This is a genomic window from Streptomyces sp. NPDC051136, assembly GCF_044455745.1.
In the GTDB taxonomy this organism is placed as follows: domain Bacteria; phylum Actinomycetota; class Actinomycetes; order Streptomycetales; family Streptomycetaceae; genus Streptomyces.
The window spans coordinates 392,921-410,130 of the sequence record NZ_JBITFE010000001.1 but is presented as its reverse complement, the minus strand read 5'-3'; the positions used below and the strand labels follow the sequence as shown (position 1 = coordinate 410,130).

Below are 17,210 nucleotides of genomic sequence, written 5' to 3'. Positions count from 1 at the left end.
CGAGGTGAGAATCATGCTGGTGCTGGGCCTCCTGCTCATGGCGGGCGCCGCCGCCTTCGCAGGCCTGCTGATCGCGTACAACCTGTCCGGCGGTCCGGACTACACCGTGACGCTGCTGGGGAGCGAACCGTTCACGATCAGCACCCTCGGGGCGTTCCTCGGCGGTATCGCGCTGACCCTGATCTTCGGCCTGGGCATGTGGATGCTCCTGGCCGGGACGGTGCTGGCGCGCCATCGGGGCAAGAAGCGCCGCGGTGACCGCGAGACCGCCAGGCGCGCCACCGCGGAGCGCGACGAGCTGGCCGGCCGTCTGGAGGGTCAGGGCAGCAGCACGAGCGCCGCGGACGAGCCGTCCGGGCACCGTCGCCCGGCCGCCCACCGGCCGCAGTGGCTGCGGCCGCACGGCCACCATTGACCGACGGCGTACCGGCCGACCGGCCCGGCTCCCCCGCCGGGCCGGTCGGCCGTATGCCCGTCGTGCGGACCTCGGTCGAGGCGTTGAGTGGTCAACTCCCGGCCACGACCGGCGGATTGGCTGCTTCTGGTCTGCCTCCCCCCGGCCTCCAGGCGCTTAATGGTGCTCCTGCGGTGTGCGGGTGGGACGACGACACGGGGGAGTCATGGATCACAGAGGAACCGTCGGCGCATCGCCACCCGAGCCACCGGAGCCACCGCGATCGCCGGAGCCGCCGCAGGCGCCGCAGGCGCCGTTCCCGCCTCCCTCCGTGCCGCCCGGTCCTCCGCCGCTGCCGCCGGCCCCGTCCAAGGGGGGTCCCCTGGTCCTCCGCGTCAGCCGCCGCATGCTGTGGGTGGGGTCGGCCGCGATCCCGCTGCACAACATCACCTGGGTCGACGCCTATCGGATGAAGCCCGACTGGAGTTCGGCCGGCGCCCGCCTCCTGGCGTGGCTGCTCGGCGCCGTGGTGGTCTACGTGCTGATCAACTCCGCGAACGACGGCGAGGCACGCGCCGGGGACAGCGGCAACCTCTGGATCCTCATCGTCGCGGTCGGTCTGGCCGTCGTCTCCAAGGGGCTCTTCGTGTCGGCCAAACCGGTGCTGACCGTCGAGATGGCCAGTGGCTCCAAGGTGATCGTGACGCTGCCGAGCATGGACGAACTGCGCCGGATCGCCGGACGGATCGCGTACGCGATCGACCATCCGGAGGCCGAGTTCACCGCGCTGGTGCAGCAGTACAACAACACGAACAACTACGGTCCGGTCGTCAACATGAGGGACGGCCGGGGAAACACGGGGTTCAAGCTGTGAGCGACGCGTCGAACTACTACGGCCCCACGGTCAACATCACCGGCGGTCGCGAGAACATCGGCTTCAACTACGGCACCGCCGGCGGCGCCTCCCAGGACGCCGAGCTGCGCGCCGCCGTCGAGGACCTCACCCGCTTCCTGCGTGAGCTGCGTCCGCACCTCACTCCCGACCAGACCCGGACCGTCGACGACGCGCTGCCCGAGCTCACCCCGGACGCAGGCGCTCTGCGCGAGCGCGGCATCGTCCTGGCGTCCGTCGCGCAGATCGCGGCCGCCGTCGGCGCGGTGGGCCAGCCGGTGTCGGAGGCGGTGGGAAGACTGCTGGCACTGCTGGGCGGCCAGTGACCCGGGGGCGGGCGGCCGTCGACAGCGGCGACACACTCCCCGCCGGGCGCGCCGGGCGGGGAGCAGTCGGTCGTGCGCGGCCGAACCGCTGCGGACGGGTCCGGCGTCACGTCATCCACCCCTGATCACGCCCAGGACGTCGAGGAACTGGTGCACGCGACGGCCGTACAGCACGACGAGGACCACGGTGCCGCAGCCGCCGATGACGTAGGCGTCCGCGCCCTCGGGCAGCGGAAGGAGGGCGGCCCCGACCGCGCAGGCCGCCACGAGCACGGCGGCGGCCGCCAGCCGGAACGGCTCGAAGTCCCGGGCGGGCGTCAGGTCTTCGGGGAGGTGCTGCTCGTCGAGGAGCGCACCGATGCGTCCGTCGGCGATGCGCTCGGCGACGGCGGCGAGGAGGGAGGCCAGCGGCGCGAGCGCGGCATCCCCGTCGCTGTCGATGCGCGCCTCCGCTCGGCGCAGGGCCGCCACGACGAGCCCGGCGTGCCCCTTGAGCTGCTGCCTGCGATGGGACCGCACGGGCAGGCGGCCGCTCGTACGGTGCAGACGCATGACCTCGTCCTCGACCCGCGACAGGGCGCGGGCCAGACGCCGCAGTTCCCGGGGCTTCTTCTGCCACCGTGCCTCCCTGACGCGAGCGCACACGGAGATCGCGTTCGCGGTCGCGCTGACGGAACGGAACCGCGTCGCCATACGAGTCGACCTGGACAGGGACCAGCCGCGCCCCGCCGAGGTCGCGAAGGCGAGTACGGGAGGGACGACCCAGAACAGCAGAAAGATCGCCGCCGCCACACACGGCATCACGACGGAGGTGCTCAGCGTCTCGGAGACGGTGTCGAACTGCCCGCTCCGCAGGGCCTGCCAACCGTCGACGGGCACTTGCGCGAACGGCTTCAGCGGAAACCACAGCCTGCCCTTCACCCACGTCGTGGTGATGGCGTCGACCCACAGCACCGCGACGAGCAGGGAGGGGATCTCGATCGCGGCCAGCATCAGAGGAGACGCGCGGTGCCTCGCCCGGACGGCCACGCGCAGGCGCCGGGAGGCCGGCGGAAGCCCCAACTCGCCGAGGTCGCCGTTCAGTCTGGCTATGGCTTCGTCGGCGGCCTTCCGGCTACGCGCTCGCAGCTTCCCCCTCATGCCACCCACTATCCCGCGGCCGGGCCATGGGACGGACGGTGTCATGCGAAGGAGCCTTCGGTGGTGTGCGCCCGGCGGCGGGACGGCGGTCGGCTGCCGGTGGCCCGCGGCGCGGAGCCACCGGCAGGGGCGGCGGACCCGCGAGCGGGCGGCCGAGTGGAACCGCCCGCCGCCTTGGGCAAGACCCGCCGGGGGGGGGGATGACACCGGCGCCGGTCAGTCCGCGCACATCTGTTCGTCCATGAGCGTCATCATGGCCTGCTCGGTGTCGGGGCCGCCGTCGCTGGTCACGTACACCGATACGGACCGGGTTCCGTCGCGGGTGATGCCGGCCCAGGTCCGGTAGCCGAGAAGCTCGCCGCGGTGGCCGAAGTAGCTGCCACCGCAGGTGAGCGGAATCTGCGCCAGGCCGAGGCCGTACGCCACCCCGTCCCCCAGTTCGGCGGCGGGCACCGTGGCCGTCATCTCGCCGAGTCGGGCCGCGTCCAGCAGGCGGCCGTCGAAGAGTGCCGCGTAGAACCGGTTCACGTCGTGCGTGGTACTGATGACGGAGCCCGACCCGGACGCCATGCTCGGATCGAGCAGCGTCACATCGGTGCCGGGATCCCCGCCGTGGCCGGCTCCGAATGCGGTGTAGGCGTGGGCGTGCGGGCCCAGGACGAGGGGAAAGGCACCGGGGACACCGGTGTCGTGCAGTCCGAGCGGACGGATGATCCGGTCGGTGACCTCGCGTTCCCAGCTCCGTCCCGTGACCCGTCCGACGAGCATCGCCGCGAGTACGTAGTTGGTGTTGGAGTAGGACCAGGTGGCGTACGGATCCGCGGGGTCGGAGACCGGCGCGGGACGTTGCCGCAGGGCCATGTCCACCAGCTCCTGCGGACGGTAGGTGCGCAGCCGCTCGGCGCGGTAGCCGTCCGCGCTGCTCATGGACGCGACCCTCGGGACGTCGGGGATGCCGCTGGTGTGCCGGAGGAGGTCCCGTACGGTGATCCGGTTCCCGTCGTAACCGTTGCCGTGGACGACGCCCGGCAGCCATTGCCCGACGGTGTCGCTCAGCGACATCCTCCCCTCGGCCACCAGTTGCAGCACGACCGTGGCGGTGAACGTCTTGGTCGCGCTGCCTATCCTGAACCGGCCCTGTTCGGGCATCGGTCGCGGCGAACCCCAGCGGGCCGTCCCGGCGCTCTCGGAAAGGCGTACGCGCGACGACAGCACCTCGGCGGAGACGCCCACGACACCCGTGTCGTGGATCGCCTCGACCTGGTGGGAGAGGCCGTCGTCGTGCCGTGTGGCCACTGCGGCGACAGGACCGGTCGACGCGCAGACGAGCACGGTCGCGGTCAAGGCGGTGGTGGCGAGCCGTCGCAGTCGCTGATGGCAATTCCCCTTCTCGTCCTGTCGCCCCGCGGGGACGCTCACCGGCCCACGACCGGTGCCTCGTCCCGTTCGGATGCGGTGATCGACCGCCATCCCACCAGCCGGGCGAAACCGGGCCCAGCCTGCTGCCCCCAGCAGGGTCGCTCGGGCAGGCCCCCGGGCGGTGCCGGGGGCCTGCCGTGCCCGGACACTGCAGGTGCCCCCCTTGCCTCACCGGCAGAGGCGATCCGGACCTGGTCGATGCCCCGCCGCCATGCCGCCGCCGCCCCCCGCGCCTCGTCTCCCTTCGCGGCGGAGCCCTCATTTTGTCTAGACCTATTGCCCCGCCCGTACGCCGGCGGCTACGTTTCGCGCTGTCGGGGGAATCCCTGACTGTCCGTCAACTCCCTTTTCCAACCGGGTAGAAGGAGCGTGGCCGCATGCAGGTCCGGAATCCGTCGAGGCGGGCCGTTCTCGCCTCCGCGACCGTTGCCGCCGCGAGTGCCACGGGCGTCGTGGGCGTGACGGCCACTCCCGCCGTCGCGCACGGGCGCGACCGCCGCCTCAGGGCCCTCATGTCGAGGATGAGCGTCGAGGCGAAGGTCGGCCAGCTGTTCGTGCCGTACTTCTACGGCACGTCGGCGACCTCCCCCAGCCAGTTCGACCAGGACCGGAACCTGAAGGAACTCGGTGTCCGCACCGTTGCCGAGCTGATCGCCAAGTACCACGTCGGCGGTGTCGTCTACTTCTCGGGCTGGGCGAACAACATCCAGGATCCCCGCCAGGTCGCGGAGTTGTCGAACGGCGTGCAGCGGGCCTCGCTCGCCCTGCCCACCCCCGTCCCCGCCCTGATCTCCGTGGACCAGGAACACGGGGCCAACGTGCGCATCGGAAGCGGGGCGACCCAGCTGCCGGGAGCGATGGCACTCGGCGCGGGCCGCTCGTACTCCGACGCGTGGACCGCCGCCCGGATCTCGGGCACCGAACTCGCCGCCCTGGGCATCCACCAGAACTTCGCGCCGGTCGCCGACGTCAACGTCGATCCGGCCAACCCCGTCATCAACGTCCGTTCCTTCGGCGCCGACGCCCGCGACGTCGGCCGCATGGTGGCGGCCCAGGTGACGGGTTACCAGCAGGTCGGTGTCGTGGCCTGCGCCAAGCACTTCCCCGGTCACGGGGACACCGGGGAGGACAGCCACACCGGACTGCCCGTGATCACCCACTCGCGGGAGGAGTGGGACCGTATCGACGCCCCGCCCTTCCGGGCCGCGATCGCCGCCGGCGTCGACTCGGTCATGACCGCCCACCTCCAGGTGCCCGCACTGGACCCCAGCAACGAACCGGCCACCCTGTCACCCACGATCCTCCAGGGGGTGCTGCGCGACGAACTGGGCTTCGAGGGCGTCATCGTCACCGACGCCCTCAACATGCGCGGTGTGCGCACCAAGTACGGCGACGACCGCGTGCCCGTCCTGGCCCTCAGGGCCGGTGCCGACCAGCTGCTGTTCCCACCGGACATCGCGGTCGCCCACCAAGGCGTCCTGACCGCCGTCCGCAGCGGGGAGATCAGCGAGGAGCGGCTCGACGAGTCGGTTCTGCGCATCCTGCGCCTCAAGGACAAGGCCGGCCTGCTCAGCGGCAGCCCCTACGTCTCGCCGAAGGAGGTCGACCGGGTCGTCGGCGCCCGGGGGCACCGGATCGCCGCCGCACGGATCGCCGAGCGCACCACGACCCTGCTGGTCAACGAGGGCGGGGCGGTCCCGCTGCGGCGCGGGCGGCAGAAGCTGCTCGTCGTCGGTGCGAGTCCGGCCTTCCCGACCGACGCGACCCGCAGCACGGTGCCCGAACTGGCCGCGGCCTTCGAGGCACTGGGGTACCGCGCCACCCACCTCGCGACCGGTCCGGCACCCGACGCGGCGAAGATCGACGAGGCCGTCGCCGCCGCTCGGGGACGGGACGCGGTGGTGGTCACCACGGACAACGTCGGCGCCACCAGCGCGCAGCGCACCCTGGTGGCCCGGCTGCTCGCGACCGGCGTTCCGGTGATCCACCTCGCGGTGCGCAACCCCTACGACATCGCCCACCTCGGTGGGGTACGGGCGTCCCTGGCCGCCTACTGCTGGACCGAGGTCGAACTGCACGCCGCCGCCCGGGTGATCGCGGGCCGGGTCGGACCGCGCGGCAGGCTGCCCGTGCCCGTCCAGCGGGCGGACGATCCGGCCGAGGTCCTCTTCCCCACCAGGTACGGCCTGTCGTACGACGACTGACCTCGCCCACCCGCGCCGGTCCGCCGCCCGCGGCCACCTGCGCCGGCGCGTTCGCGCGTGTCAGCGCACCCTTCCCCGCGGCTTCAACGGCACGGGCGGCAGCTCAGGTGCGGGCAGCGGCGCGCCGTCGTACCCCTTGACCTCGCCGAACCGTGTCCCTTCCGTCCAGTCCCTGCGGGCCTGCACGATCTCCTCCTGGGAGCGTCCGATCCAGTTCCAGAACATGATCAGCTCCTCCTCGAACGGCTCACCGCCCAGGAGCATCAGGCCCGCGTCCGAGTCGGCCCGCAGGGGCAGTTCGCGGCGGCCGCAGCCGAGGTAGAGCATGGAGCCCGGCACCAGGGGGACGCCGTCGACGTGGGCCTCGCCGCTCATGGCGAGGACGGCGTACTCGAAGTCCCGCTCCAGCGGCAGGCGTACGTCCGTGCCGGCGGTGAGGGCGAGGTCGGCGCCGACCAGGGGGGTGTACGTCGTGCCGGGCGAGGTGGCGCTGTCAAGGGTGCCGAGGAGCACGGTGGCCGTCAGGCCGGGCGCCGTGACGTGGGGCAGTTCGGCGTGGAACTCGAAGTGCGGGTCGGTGTGGCGGTGGGCGTCCGGGAGGGCCACCCACAGCTGGGCGCCGTGCAGGAGACGGGCGTGGGCGCGCGGGCTCTCCTCGGAGTGGCTGATCGCGCGGCCGGAGGTCATCAGGCCCAGCTGGCGCGGTCGGATGGTCTGCAGGCTCCCGGTGGAGTCGCGGTGCAGCACCTCGCCCTCGTGCAGCCAGCTCACCGTCTGCAGGCCCATGTGCGGGTGCGGCGGGACCTGCATGCCGGGCTCGTCGGCGATGTCGTCGGGGCCGTAGTGGTCGACGAAGCACCACGCGCCGATCATGCGCCGGCCCAGGTTGGGCAGCAGGCGGCGGACCTCGGTGGACTCGCCGAGTTTCACGCTGCGGGGGCTCAGGAGTTCGCGTACGGGCTCCGCCACCACGAAGCCGCGGCCGCCGCACAGGCTGGGGACCGCGTCCCGGTCAAGGTTGCTCATACCGCCAAAGTAGCCCCCGGCCGGTGCTCCGCGTGGGGCGGTCCCCGAGGCGTCACCGTGGCGGGCGACGAACAGTAGTGGAATGTTCAACCGTGTGGCGTGGTTACAGGGGCCGAAGGAGGTCTCTCGTGGACACGACGTACTACGACCACGGAACGCCGGCGGAGCGCTGGGAGCGCGCGCGGATGTTCTTCGACGCCAGGGACTACGCCGCCGCGGCGCGGGTCCTGGACGGACTGGTCGGGGAGGTCCCCGAGCAGACCGGCCCGCGGCTGCTGCTGGCCCGTTCCTACTACCACTCGGCCCAACTGCGGCGGGCGGAGGCCGAGCTGCGGGTCATCGTGGAGCGCGATCCCGTCGAGCGGTACGCCCGGCTGATGCTGGGCCGCACCCTCGAACGGCAGGGGCGGCAGGAGGAGGCCGACGCCCAGCTGCGGATCGCCTCGGCCCTCGGGGGCGACTTCACCGAGGTCTGAGCGTGGCATCCTGGCGCGATGGGAACCGCGATGGGAGCCGGGATGGACAATCCGCGTGATCGTGCCCCGCTCGCCGAGCGGGTCGAGGAACTGCTCGCCGTCGGCGGCCCGTTGCCGATCGTCGCGGCCGGGGACCCGGTGCTGCGGCGCGCGGCCGAGCCGTACGACGGGCAGCTGGCCCCCGCCCTGCTCGCGCGGTTCGTCGAGGCGCTGCGGCTGACCATGCACGCGGCGCCGGGTGTGGGCCTGGCCGCGCCGCAGGTCGGGGTGGGGCTCAGGATCGCGGTGATCGAGGACCCGGCGCCGGTGCCGGACGAGGTGCGGGTGGCGCGGGGGCGGGTGCCGCAGCCGTTCCGGGTGCTGGTGAACCCGTCGTACGAGCCCGTCGGCGGCGGGCGGGCCGCGTTCTTCGAGGGCTGTCTGAGCGTGCCGGGCTGGCAGGCGGTGGTGGCGCGCCCCGCCGAGGTCAGGTTGCTGGCGCGGGACGAACGGGGCCGGGCGGTCGACGAGGTGTTCGCGGGCTGGCCGGCCCGGATCGTGCAGCACGAGACGGACCATCTGGACGGCACCCTGTACCTGGACCGCGCCGAGCTGCGTTCGCTGGCGTCGAACGCCGCGATGGCGGAGCTGTGGTCGCAGCCGACGCCGCGGCGGGCGGCGTCGGAGCTGGGGTTCGAGCTGCCCGGCCCGGCGGCCTGACCGGCCGCCGGGCCCGCGGACGCCCGGACGGATCCCGTCAGTTGTCCCGGTAGGTCTCCAGGAGCCGCAGCCACACCTCGCTGATCGTGGGGTACGACGGGACCGCGTGCCACAGGCGGCTGACCGGCACCCGGCCGGCGACGACGACGGTCGCGGAGTGGAGCAGCTCTCCGACCCCGGGCCCGACGAAGGTGACGCCGCGCACGATCTCGTCCTCCAGGTCGACCACCATGCGGGCGCGGCCCTGGTAGCCGTCGCCGTACAGGCTCGATCCCGCCACCGCGATGGGGACGTCGACGGCGCGGACGCGGTGTCCCGCCCGCTCGGCCTCGGCCAGGGTGAGGCCGACGGACGCGGCCTCGGGGTCGGTGAAGACCACCTGGGGCACGGCGTCGTGGTCGGCGGTCGCGGCGTGCGCGCCCCACGGGCCGGACTCCGGGTCCGGTACCCCGGAGGCGCGGGCGGCGATGGCGGCGCCCGCGATGCGTGCCTGGTACTTGCCCTGGTGGGTGAGGAGGGCGCGGTGGTTGACGTCGCCCACGGCGTAGAGCCAGTCGTGGCCCGTCACCCGGAGGCTGTCGTCGACCTCCAGCCAGGAGCCCGGTTCCAGTCCGACGGTGTCCAGGCCGATGTCGCCGGTGCGGGGGGTGCGGCCGGTGGCGAAGAGGATCTCGTCGGCCTCCAGGCGGTCGCCGGTGTCGGTGACGGCCACGACGGTGCCGTTCTCACGGGTGACGGACTCGACGGAGACGCCGGTGCGGATGTCGACCCCGGCCTCGGTGAGCGCGTCGGCGACCAGTTCCCCGGCGAACGGCTCCATGCGGGCGAGCAGTCCGCCGTCGCCGCGCACCAGCAGCGTGACCCGGGAGCCGAGGGCCTGCCAGGCGGTGGCCATCTCGACGGCGACGACGCCTGCGCCGACGACGATCAGGCGGCCGGGCGCGCTCTTGGCGCTGGTGGCCTCGCGGCTGGTCCAGGGACGCACCTCGGCGAGCCCGGGCAGCGGGGGCAGCGCCGCGGCGCTGCCGGTGCAGACGGCGACGGCGTGCCGGGCGGTGAGGGTCCTGCGGGTGCCGTCGGGGCCGGCCACCTCCACGGTGCGTGGTCCGGCCAGCCGTCCCTGCCCGCGGAACAGGTCGGCGCCGATGCCCTCGACCCACTGGACCTGGCCGTCGTCCTTCCAGTGCGAGGTGAACTCGTCGCGGCGGGCGAGGACGGCCGCGGCGTCGAGGGGTTCCTGGACCGCTCCGGCGAGGCCGGGCAGGCGGCGGGCGTCCGCGCGGGCGATGACCGGGCGCAGCAGCGCCTTGCTGGGCATGCACGCCCAGTAGGAGCATTCGCCGCCGACCAGTTCGCTCTCCACGATCGCGGTGGACAGTCCGGCCGCGCGGGTGCGGTCGGCGACGTTCTCGCCGACGGGGCCCGCGCCGATCACGACGACGTCGTACGTGAGGGAATCCGATTGCGTCATGGGGTCAGTCTGGTGGGTGGTGTGCGGCGTGGCCACATGGGTACGCGCGCGGAATACCCACCAGGTCGGCAGTGTTGTGCCGACGGCTTCTCCCCCGAACCAGGAAGAGGGAACACCTCATGACCAGCACCGTGGAACTCACCAAGGAGAACTTCGACCAGACGGTCACGGACAACGAGTTCGTGCTGATCGACTTCTGGGCGTCGTGGTGCGGTCCGTGCCGTCAGTTCGCCCCGGTCTACGAGAAGGCCGCCGAGGCCAATCCCGACCTGGTGTTCGGCAAGGTGGACACCGAGGCGCAGCCGGAGCTCGCGCAGGCGTTCGGTATCCAGTCGATTCCGACCCTGATGATCGTACGGGACCAGGTGGCCGTGTTCGCGCAGCCGGGCGCGCTGCCGGAGGAGGCCCTCACCGACGTCATCGGGCAGGCCCGGAACCTGGACATGGACGAGGTCCGCAAGGCCGTCGCCGAGCAGCAGGCGCAGGCCGGGCAGAACGGCGAGGACGGCCAGGGCGGCCAGTAACCTGCGGTCCGGCCGCCGTCAGCTCGACTCCCGGTGCACCACCGTCGCGCCCAGCACCTTGTGGCGCTCGGGCGGGGCCTCGGGGTCGTGCACCGCCCGGTCGACGAGCGCCGCCAGGTCGCGGCCGGCGGGCAGTTCCAGGTGGACGGTGCTCAGCCGGGGCCGCAGCAGCCGGCCCAGCATCAGGTCGTCGGCGCCGATCACGGCGGCGTCGCGGGGAATGTCCAGGCCCTCGTCCTGAAGGGCCCGCATCAGCAGCATCGCGTACTCGTCGTTGTACGCGAAGACCGCGTCGAGTCCGAGGGAGCGCCAGCGCGCGGCGAGGCGGGCCGCGTCGCGCTCGTCGTAGCGCAGCGGCAGCTCGGTGACGGTGGCCTCGGTGCCGGCCACCGCGCGGCGTGCGCCGCGGAGGCGGGGCGCCGAGAAGACGTCCAGGTCCCCTTCCGCGGGCACGAGGACGCCGATGCCGCGGCGGCCGCGGTCGTGGAGGTGGCGGGTCGCGGCTCGGCCGACGCCCTCCTGGTCGGTGAGCAGGGCGTGCGCCCCGTCGACGGAGTCGGGACCGAGGGTGACGACCGCCCGGGCCCCGGAGCGTTTGAGGACCTCCACTCCCTGCGGGCCGAGGCCGGAGCCGGGTACCAGGACGGCGACCGGGCGCAGCTCCGCCCAGGCGCGGGCGGCGTCGTCGCCGTGAAGGCCGACGGTGCCGTACTGCACGACCGTGTAGTCGAGGCGGCCGAGCGCCCACTGGAGTTCACTGAGGAAGCGGCTGTAGAGCGGTCCGACGGGGAAGGACGGCGCCGGCATCAGGACCATCCGGCTGTGCCCGGCGCGCAGTGACCGGGCCGCGGCGTGCGGGACGTACCCGAGCTCCCGGGCGGCCTCGCGGACGCGGTGACGGGTGGCCTCGCTGATCCTGACGGCGCCGGTGTTGTTGAGCACGTAGGAGACGGTCGCGCGCGAGACGCCGGCCAGGCGGGCCACGTCGGCGCTCGTGGGAACGGAACGCGGGCCGGAGGACTCGGGGGGCGGCGGATTCGGTGTCTGCACCATGTCGTACGGCATCCTGGCAGAAGCCGCTCACGGAGCAGCGGGCGGGTCAACGTCGGCCGCTCCGGGCGGAGTTCAGACCGGCGGCGCGGCAGCCGAGGGCGCGGCCCCGGCGGCGGGGGGCTCGGTGCGGGTCACCCGCGCGACCAGGTCGAGCCAGCCGGCCCGCACCCGCTCGGGGGGCATCCCGCACTGCTCGATGAGGTGGTGGACGAGGGGCGCGTCGAGGTAGGCCATCAGGGTGTGCGAGAGCAGTTCGCAGTCGGCGTCCGGCACGGCCTCCCGCAGCAGCAGCGCCACGTGCTGGCGCAGGAAGCGGCGCGGGGGAAAGCTGTGGCGCCGTTCGGCGCTGGGCTCCCCGGCCAGCAGCAGGTCGAGCTGGTCGACGGAGCGGCTCAGCAGCGCGCAGCCGAAGGCCCGCAGCCGCTCGACCGGCGGTGCGCCGGGGCCGAGCGGCGGCGGCCCGCTCAGGAGCGCGGCCTGGAACTTGCGCTCGGAGTGGTCGAGCATCGCCGCGAGCAGCCCGGTGCGGTCGCCGAAGCGGCGGAAGACCGTGCCCTTGCCCACACAGGCCGCCGCGGCCACCGCCTCCATGGTGAGGGCGGCCGCGCCCTGCTCGGCGACGAGGCGCTCGGCGGCCTCCAGGAGGCGGGCGCGGTTGCGCGCGGCGTCGGCGCGCAGGCAGCGCTCGTCCTCGTCGATCCCGGAGCCGAGCTGCAGCAGCTCGGACGGACCGGCGTTCTCCTGAGGCGACTGCGGGAGGGGCGGCAGGGCGGCGGACATGAAGCCAGCGTAAAGCACCGGGAAGAAAACTGGACCGCGGTCCGTTTGCCGTGCTAGAAAATTAAACGGACCCCGGTCCGGATCGTTTCCGCAGTGTTTCGGCCCGCCCGTCACCCTCTGTTTTCGTGGGAGTACTCATGTCTGTCCGCATCCTTGCGCTCGTCGGCAGCCTTCGCGCCGGTTCGCACAACCGTCAGCTCGCCGAGGCAGCCGTCCAGCTCGCGCCGGAGGGCGCCGAGGTGCAGCTGTTCGAGGGGCTCGCCGAGATCCCCTTCTACAACGAGGACATCGACGTCGAGGGCAGCGTCCCGGCCGCCGCCGCCAAGCTGCGCGAGGCCGCCCAGGGCGCGCAGGCCTTCCTGCTCTTCTCGCCCGAGTACAACGGCACCATCCCGGCCGTTCTGAAGAACGCCATCGACTGGCTGTCCCGCCCCTACGGCGCCGGCGCCTTCACCGGCAAGCCCGTCGCCGTCGTCGGCACCGCCCTCGGCCAGTACGGCGGTGTGTGGGCGCAGGACGAGGCCCGCAAGGCCGTGGGCATCGCCGGCGGCAAGGTCATCGAGGACATCAAGCTGTCCATCGCCGGTTCGGGCACCCGCTTCGCCGAGACCCACCCGGCGGACGACGCCGAGGTCGCCGCGCAGCTCACCGAGGTCGTCGCCCGCCTGCACGGCCACGCGGACGAGCCCCTCGCCGCCTGACCGGCGCCGCACGACTCACCACACGACGGGACCGGAGCTCGACCGAGCTCCGGTCCCGTCGTGTGCCGGGCCACCGCCGCGCCGGGCGTCACGCCCGCTCCCGCCTCCTCGTCGTCCACAGACTCGTCGCCGTCGTGACCGCGAGGACCAGCACGATGAAACCGAGCGAGAACGGGATGCCGATCTCCGGCACGTGGACACCGGACTCGTGCAGGGCGTGCAGCACCAGCTTGACGCCGATGAACCCCAGGATGACCGACAGGCCGTAGGAGAGGTGGACCAGCTTCTTCAGCAGGCCGCCGATGAGGAAGTACAGCTGACGCAGGCCCATCAGGGCGAACGCGTTGGCCGTGAACACGATGTACGGGTCCTGGGTCAGCCCGTAGATGGCGGGGATGGAGTCCAGGGCGAACAGGACGTCGGTGAACCCGATGGCGAGCATCACCACCAGCATCGGGGTCATGACCCGCCTGCCGTCCTGCCGCACCCAGAGTCTGGTGCCGTGGTACCGGTCGGCCACGCCGAAACGGCGCTCGATCGACTTCAGCAGCTTGTTCTCCTCGTACTCCTCCTGCTCGTGCCCTCCCCCGCGGGCGTCCTGGATCAGCTTCCAGGCGGTCCAGATCAGGAAGGCGCCGAACAGGTAGAAGACCCAGGAGAAGGCGGAGATCAGGGCCGCGCCGAGTGCGATGAAGACCGCCCGCAGCACCAGGGCCACCAGGACGCCGACCATCAGCACCCGCTGCTGGTACTGCGAGGGCACCGCGAACTTCGCCATGATCAGGACGAAGACGAAGAGGTTGTCGACGCTGAGCGACTTCTCGGTGAGGTAACCGGCGAAGAACTCGCCGCCGGGACCGCCGCCGCAGAGGACGAGCAGCCCCACCCCGAACAGACAGGCCAGCGCCACCCACACCGCCGTCCAGATCCCGGCCTCACGCAGGGACACGTCGTGCGGCTTGCGCCCGATGAAGAAGTCGGCGGCGACGAGCACGCACAGGCCCGCGACGGTCAGCAGCCAGACGCTGAGGGTGACGTTCACCGGTACTCCTCGTGCGGGGCGGGATCGCGGACGGGCCGTTCCTGATCAGGGTGTTTCCGCGCCGCCGGGCGGGCAACCCGGCAGCGTGCGCGGCACCGCGCGCCGAGCCGGGCGCGCGTCGGCACGACCGTGACGTGACGGGAGTCCCGGATGACTCTTCGGCCCTCGCATCCGCACCCCGCCCGCCGGGGCCCGCGCATCGGCGTACTGGGTTCCTACGGCGGCTTCAACACCGGCGACGAGGCGATCCTGACCTGTGTGCTGAGCTGTCTGCGCGCCCGGCGCCCGGACGCACGGCTGGTCGTCCTGAGCCGGAACGCCGAGCACACCCGCGCACACCACCCGGACGCCGACGAAGTGGTGCCCTGGGAGCGGGTCAGCCGCAACCACGTCCTGGACGTCCTGCCGGGCCTCGACCTGCTGGTGCTGGGCGGCGGCGGCATCCTCTACGACGGCGAGGCGCGACGCTACCTGCGGCTGGTGCGCGCCGGGCAGACCCGCCGGGTGCCCACCTTCGCCTACGCCGTCGGTGCCGGGCCGCTCACCGACGCCGAGGACCGCGAGGCGGTGCGCACGGTGCTGGCGGAGATGGACGACGTCGTGGTGCGGGACGAGGAGTCGCGGCTGGTGCTGGAGGAGGTCGGCCTGGAGCGCGAGGTCGCGGTCACCGCGGATCCGGCGCTGCTGCTGGCCCCGGAGCCCTTCACCGAGGCGATGATGCGCGACGAGGGGATCCCGTCCGGCACCCGGCTGGTGGGGATGTCGGTGCGGGAGCCGGGGCGGGCCGCCGAGAAGCTCGACGAGGGCGACTACCACGCGCTCCTCGCCGACGTGGCGGACTTCCTGGTCCGCCGGCTGGACGCGCGCGTGGTGTTCCTGCCGATGGAGCGGCACGACGTGCGGCACGCGCACGCGGTGCTCTCCCACATGACGGCCCCGGACCAGGGTCGCATCCTGCACGGCGACTACAGCCCGGGACAGGTTCTCGGTTTCATGCGCCATCTCGACCTGGCCGTCGGCATGCGGCTGCACTTCGTGATCTTCGCCGCGCTCACCGGCGTACCGGTGCTGCCGCTGCCGTACTCCGGCAAGGTCTTCGACTTCGCGCGCCGGCTGGGCGCCCCGGCGCTGGTGGGCGTGGCGCGGGAGCAGGCCGGGCTGCTGCTGGCGGAGGTGGACCGGCTCTGGGACGAGTATCCGCAGCGCAGGGGCGACCTCGCGGACCGGATGACGGAACTGTCCGCGTCGGCCCGCCGGACCTGCGAACGGTGCGGGTCCCTGCTGGACGGGATCGCCGCCGCGCGCGAGCCGGGCGGCGTCCCGGCGGCGGGAGCGGCGGCCCCGGGGACCGCGGGTGCCGTGCCCTCCGACGAGGGGCAGTACCGCGCCGAGCCGCGTCCGCTGAACGCCTGACGGGAGGTGACCGATGCCGGTCGTCCCTACCGGGTCCAGCGCGAGCTGCCGCGCCAGGGGCTGGCTGCGGACGGAGCCGCACTGGCGCCCGGCGCGAGCGCGTCGGCGCCCGGCGGGGTCAGCTCGCCCAGTCCAGCAGGCGTTCTCGCTGCTCGGGGGCGCGCAGGTGGGCGAGCGATGCCTTCTCCAGCTGACGGACTCGTTCGCGGGTGAGGCCCACGTGCTCGGCGACCTGCTTCAGGGTGCGCGGGCGGCCGTCGTGGAGGCCGTACCGCAGGCTGAGGATCAGGGACTCGCGCGGAGCGAGGGTCCCGACGGCCTCCCGCAGTTCCGCCGCGAGCGCCTGGAACTCGGCGACCTCCGGGGCGCGCAGCACCTCGGCGTCGGGGATGAGGTCGCCGACCACGGTGTCGCCGGTCTCGTCCACGGGGGTGTCCAGGCTGACCGCGTCCCGTCCGACGCGGCGCAGCCACACGACCTTGTCGGCGTCGATGCCGCTCTCCGCGGTGACCTCCTCGGTGGTCGGCTCGCGGTCGAGGCCCGCGCGGAGCTTGCGTTCGACCTTGGCGAGCTTCTGCAACTGCTCGACGACGTGGACCGGCAGCCGTACGGTGCGCGCGTGGGTGGCCAGGCCCCGTTCGATGGCCTGGCGGATCCACCAGGTGGCGTACGTCGAGAACTTGAAGCCCTTGGTGTGGTCGAACTTCTCCACGGCGCGGATCAGTCCGAGGTTGCCCTCCTGGATGACGTCGAGGAGCGGCAGCCCGCGGTGCGCGTGGCGCTTGGCCATCGACACCACGAGCCGCAGGTTGGCCCGCACCATGTGGTCCTTGGCCTCCTGGCCGTCGTGGACGCTCTCCTCCAGCGCCCGGCGCCGCGCGGGGGTGGGGCCGGGCTCGCCGCCGTCGGCCGCCTCCAGCTCCTCCCTGGCCCGGACGCCCGCCTCGATGCGGGTGGCGAGCCGTACCTCGTCCTCGGCGGTCAGCAGAGGCGTGGCGCCGATCTGGGTCAGGTACTGGCCCAGCAGGTCGGGTTCCTCGTCGGGTTCGGGGATCCGGCTGCGCAGCCGGGCGGTGCGGGCGGTGGCGCGGCGGTCGTCCCGGGCGGGTGCCCCGCGTGTGCGTGTCGTGGGCGCCATGTCGCCTCCTCCGTCCCCCCTCGTCGCGGGCGGGTACCCGGGGCGGGCCGGGACAACCCCGCCCGACGTGCCGCCTCGGGGCCCGGCGCGCCTCCGCCGACCGTCGAGGCCCGCACGTCGCGGCCGTCGGCGCCAGACCGGACGGCGGTCGGCACGAGACCGGACGGCGGTCGGCACGAGACCGGACGGCGGTCGGCGGTCAGCGGTCAGCGGTCAGCGGTCGACGGTCAGCGGTGCGCATGCCCGGTGCCGACACCCTCGGGCCGGCCGTCGGCCCCGGTCTCCTCGTCGCGCACGCACGGGTCGTCCCGCACGCACGGGTCCCCCACCGCGACCGGCCCCACCCGGTGCACCCGGGTCAGCGGCGAAGCCGCCGTGCACCGCCCGCTGCGGGACGGCCCGGAGTGCGCCGAGGCCCGGGGACACCGGCGTGCCCGGCCTCCGGGTGTGCGGACCGGGTCGGGTCCTGTTCTCGCCCGGACCGGCACGCGCGACACCGGTCCGGCGACGTG

At 73.3% G+C, this 17,210-nt stretch carries 17 protein-coding genes; 9 read left to right on the top strand and 8 right to left on the bottom strand.

Annotated elements, in window-relative coordinates; genetic code table 11:
- Window positions 1-13: 13 nt before the first annotated feature.
- From ACIBCJ_RS01695 to ACIBCJ_RS01685, 3 genes are all read left to right on the top strand, one after another.
- Window positions 14-415 (top strand): hypothetical protein, encoded by a 402-nt coding sequence (locus ACIBCJ_RS01695; protein ID WP_362511303.1) that lies wholly within the window; start codon window positions 14-16, stop codon window positions 413-415.
- Between the two features lie 310 nt (window positions 416-725).
- The gene (locus tag ACIBCJ_RS01690; protein WP_362091934.1) at window positions 726-1,268 is read left to right on the top strand and encodes a DUF6232 family protein; all 543 of its coding nucleotides are present in this window, start codon (window positions 726-728) and stop codon (window positions 1,266-1,268) included.
- A complete protein-coding gene (locus ACIBCJ_RS01685) occupies window positions 1,265-1,612 on the top strand; it encodes a hypothetical protein (protein WP_362091931.1) in 348 nt (115 codons plus the stop codon). The genes ACIBCJ_RS01690 and ACIBCJ_RS01685 overlap by 4 nt, the downstream gene beginning before the upstream one ends.
- Window positions 1,613-1,723: 111 nt before the next feature.
- Here ACIBCJ_RS01685 and ACIBCJ_RS01680 read toward each other — a convergent pair whose 3' ends face one another.
- Together ACIBCJ_RS01680 and ACIBCJ_RS01675 are read right to left on the bottom strand one after the other, a co-directional pair.
- Complete coding sequence (locus tag ACIBCJ_RS01680; protein WP_365978792.1) at window positions 1,724-2,752, bottom strand: hypothetical protein; 1,029 nt, start codon at window positions 2,750-2,752, stop codon at window positions 1,724-1,726.
- 216 nt (window positions 2,753-2,968) lie between these two features.
- Window positions 2,969-4,048, bottom strand: coding sequence for a serine hydrolase domain-containing protein (locus ACIBCJ_RS01675; protein ID WP_365978793.1), 1,080 nt, complete (start codon window positions 4,046-4,048; stop codon window positions 2,969-2,971).
- A 500-nt stretch (window positions 4,049-4,548) separates the two neighbouring features.
- On the opposite strand from ACIBCJ_RS01675, the gene ACIBCJ_RS01670 reads away from it, so the two are divergent.
- Window positions 4,549-6,375, top strand: a complete 1,827-nt coding sequence (locus ACIBCJ_RS01670; RefSeq protein WP_365978794.1) for a glycoside hydrolase family 3 protein — start codon at window positions 4,549-4,551, stop codon at window positions 6,373-6,375.
- 60 nt (window positions 6,376-6,435) lie between these two features.
- Here ACIBCJ_RS01670 and ACIBCJ_RS01665 read toward each other — a convergent pair whose 3' ends face one another.
- Entirely contained in the window at window positions 6,436-7,401 is a 966-nt protein-coding gene (locus ACIBCJ_RS01665) for a pirin family protein (protein WP_362511320.1), read from the bottom strand.
- A gap of 128 nt (window positions 7,402-7,529) precedes the next feature.
- Between ACIBCJ_RS01665 and ACIBCJ_RS01660 the strand changes: the two genes are divergently transcribed.
- Together ACIBCJ_RS01660 and ACIBCJ_RS01655 are read left to right on the top strand one after the other, a co-directional pair.
- Window positions 7,530-7,877, top strand: coding sequence for a tetratricopeptide repeat protein (locus tag ACIBCJ_RS01660; protein ID WP_362091759.1), 348 nt, complete (start codon window positions 7,530-7,532; stop codon window positions 7,875-7,877).
- A gap of 42 nt (window positions 7,878-7,919) precedes the next feature.
- Entirely contained in the window at window positions 7,920-8,576 is a 657-nt protein-coding gene (locus ACIBCJ_RS01655; RefSeq protein WP_362511350.1) for a peptide deformylase, read from the top strand.
- Between the two features lie 37 nt (window positions 8,577-8,613).
- On the opposite strand, the gene ACIBCJ_RS01650 is transcribed toward ACIBCJ_RS01655, so the two are convergent.
- Entirely contained in the window at window positions 8,614-10,047 is a 1,434-nt protein-coding gene (locus tag ACIBCJ_RS01650) for an NAD(P)/FAD-dependent oxidoreductase (RefSeq protein WP_365978795.1), read from the bottom strand.
- Window positions 10,048-10,166: 119 nt separating this feature from the next.
- On the opposite strand from ACIBCJ_RS01650, the gene trxA reads away from it, so the two are divergent.
- Complete coding sequence (trxA, locus tag ACIBCJ_RS01645) at window positions 10,167-10,571, top strand: thioredoxin (RefSeq protein ID WP_362091753.1); 405 nt, start codon at window positions 10,167-10,169, stop codon at window positions 10,569-10,571.
- Between the two features lie 18 nt (window positions 10,572-10,589).
- On the opposite strand, the gene ACIBCJ_RS01640 is transcribed toward trxA, so the two are convergent.
- Window positions 10,590-11,624 carry a LacI family DNA-binding transcriptional regulator gene (locus tag ACIBCJ_RS01640; protein ID WP_362091750.1) on the bottom strand — a complete coding sequence of 345 codons (1,035 nt, stop codon included), beginning with the start codon at window positions 11,622-11,624 and terminating at the stop codon, window positions 10,590-10,592.
- A gap of 72 nt (window positions 11,625-11,696) precedes the next feature.
- Complete coding sequence (locus ACIBCJ_RS01635) at window positions 11,697-12,404, bottom strand: helix-turn-helix domain-containing protein (protein ID WP_362091747.1); 708 nt, start codon at window positions 12,402-12,404, stop codon at window positions 11,697-11,699.
- Between the two features lie 137 nt (window positions 12,405-12,541).
- Between ACIBCJ_RS01635 and ACIBCJ_RS01630 the strand changes: the two genes are divergently transcribed.
- On the top strand, window positions 12,542-13,105 hold the full coding sequence (locus ACIBCJ_RS01630; protein WP_362511329.1) for an NAD(P)H-dependent oxidoreductase: 564 nt from the start codon (window positions 12,542-12,544) through the stop codon (window positions 13,103-13,105).
- An 88-nt stretch (window positions 13,106-13,193) separates the two neighbouring features.
- Here ACIBCJ_RS01630 and ACIBCJ_RS01625 read toward each other — a convergent pair whose 3' ends face one another.
- On the bottom strand, window positions 13,194-14,147 hold the full coding sequence (locus tag ACIBCJ_RS01625) for a TerC family protein (RefSeq protein WP_365978796.1): 954 nt from the start codon (window positions 14,145-14,147) through the stop codon (window positions 13,194-13,196).
- 150 nt (window positions 14,148-14,297) lie between these two features.
- Between ACIBCJ_RS01625 and ACIBCJ_RS01620 the strand changes: the two genes are divergently transcribed.
- Complete coding sequence (locus ACIBCJ_RS01620; RefSeq protein ID WP_365978797.1) at window positions 14,298-15,560, top strand: polysaccharide pyruvyl transferase family protein; 1,263 nt, start codon at window positions 14,298-14,300, stop codon at window positions 15,558-15,560.
- Between the two features lie 118 nt (window positions 15,561-15,678).
- Here ACIBCJ_RS01620 and ACIBCJ_RS01615 read toward each other — a convergent pair whose 3' ends face one another.
- Window positions 15,679-16,698: a sigma-70 family RNA polymerase sigma factor gene (locus ACIBCJ_RS01615; protein ID WP_365978798.1), complete on the bottom strand. Its 1,020-nt coding sequence runs from the start codon at window positions 16,696-16,698 to the stop codon at window positions 15,679-15,681.
- Window positions 16,699-17,210: the final 512 nt, after the last annotated feature.